Genomic DNA, 1,835 nt, shown 5'->3' on the forward strand with positions numbered 1-1,835 from the left:
GTTGATATTCCACCCATGAGCACCCGCCGCAGAACAATCGTCTGCGCAACGGGCTTTTACTCCTGACAACCCCTCCACACCCACATAACGCGGGGCAAGGTGATTGTAGGTGCTCCTTAGAAAGGAGGTGATCCAGCCGCACCTTCCGGTACGGCTACCTTGTTACGACTTAGTCCCAATCGCCAGTCCCACCTTCGACAGCTCCCTCCCACAAGGGGTTAGGCCACCGGCTTCGGGTGTTACCAACTTTCGTGACTTGACGGGCGGTGTGTACAAGGCCCGGGAACGTATTCACCGCAGCGTTGCTGATCTGCGATTACTAGCGACTCCGACTTCATGGGGTCGAGTTGCAGACCCCAATCCGAACTGAGACCGGCTTTTTGGGATTAGCTCCACCTCACAGTATCGCAACCCTTTGTACCGGCCATTGTAGCATGCGTGAAGCCCAAGACATAAGGGGCATGATGATTTGACGTCGTCCCCACCTTCCTCCGAGTTGACCCCGGCAGTCTCCCATGAGTCCCCGCCATTACGCGCTGGCAACATGGAACGAGGGTTGCGCTCGTTGCGGGACTTAACCCAACATCTCACGACACGAGCTGACGACAACCATGCACCACCTGTGAACCGGCCCCAAAGGGGAAGGACTGTTTCCAGCCCGGTCCGGTCCATGTCAAGCCTTGGTAAGGTTCTTCGCGTTGCATCGAATTAATCCGCATGCTCCGCCGCTTGTGCGGGCCCCCGTCAATTCCTTTGAGTTTTAGCCTTGCGGCCGTACTCCCCAGGCGGGGCACTTAATGCGTTAGCTACGGCGCGGAAAACGTGGAATGTCCCCCACACCTAGTGCCCAACGTTTACGGCATGGACTACCAGGGTATCTAATCCTGTTCGCTCCCCATGCTTTCGCTCCTCAGCGTCAGTTAATGCCCAGAGACCTGCCTTCGCCATCGGTGTTCCTCCTGATATCTGCGCATTTCACCGCTACACCAGGAATTCCAGTCTCCCCTACATCACTCTAGTCTGCCCGTACCCACCGCAGATCCGGAGTTGAGCCCCGGACTTTCACGGCAGACGCGACAAACCGCCTACGAGCTCTTTACGCCCAATAATTCCGGATAACGCTTGCGCCCTACGTATTACCGCGGCTGCTGGCACGTAGTTAGCCGGCGCTTCTTCTGCAGGTACCGTCACTTTCGCTTCTTCCCTACTGAAAGAGGTTTACAACCCGAAGGCCGTCATCCCTCACGCGGCGTCGCTGCATCAGGCTTGCGCCCATTGTGCAATATTCCCCACTGCTGCCTCCCGTAGGAGTCTGGGCCGTGTCTCAGTCCCAGTGTGGCCGGTCACCCTCTCAGGCCGGCTACCCGTCGTCGCCTTGGTGAGCCATTACCTCACCAACAAGCTGATAGGCCGCGAGTCCATCCAAAACCACAAGTTACTCACCCGTTCGCCACTAATCCCCGRTGCAAGCACCGGATCATCGTTCGACTTGCATGTGTTAAGCACGCCGCCAGCGTTCATCCTGAGCCAGGATCAAACTCTCCGTTGAAGWAAAACAGACACAACCGAAGAACCACGGGAAAACGCGGAACCAGGCTGCACAAAATTTGAAACCAGCTGTAAAAACCAGACCACACCACAGGGGCGGCRCAGTCCGGYCAATYCAACCAATTCATATAAAATAAACCGGTATCAACAAACTTGGCACACTATTGAGTTCTCAAACAACAGACACACCCGGCACCACCACAACCAAACAACCAGTCGCGGATCGCTCCGGAGCAACTTCCCAAACTTACCCGAATCCAAACCACAWTGCAAACCAGCGTCTCCGC

At 56.3% G+C, this 1,835-nt stretch carries 1 rRNA gene; it reads right to left on the reverse strand.

Annotated features, from left to right (window positions below):
• Positions 1–120 precede the first annotated feature (120 nt).
• Positions 121–1,549: ribosomal RNA gene (locus AC1DDG_RS21620) — 16S ribosomal RNA — on the reverse strand.
• Positions 1,550–1,835 lie beyond the last annotated feature (286 nt).

This window comes from Arthrobacter sp. 10L430, from assembly GCF_056395245.1.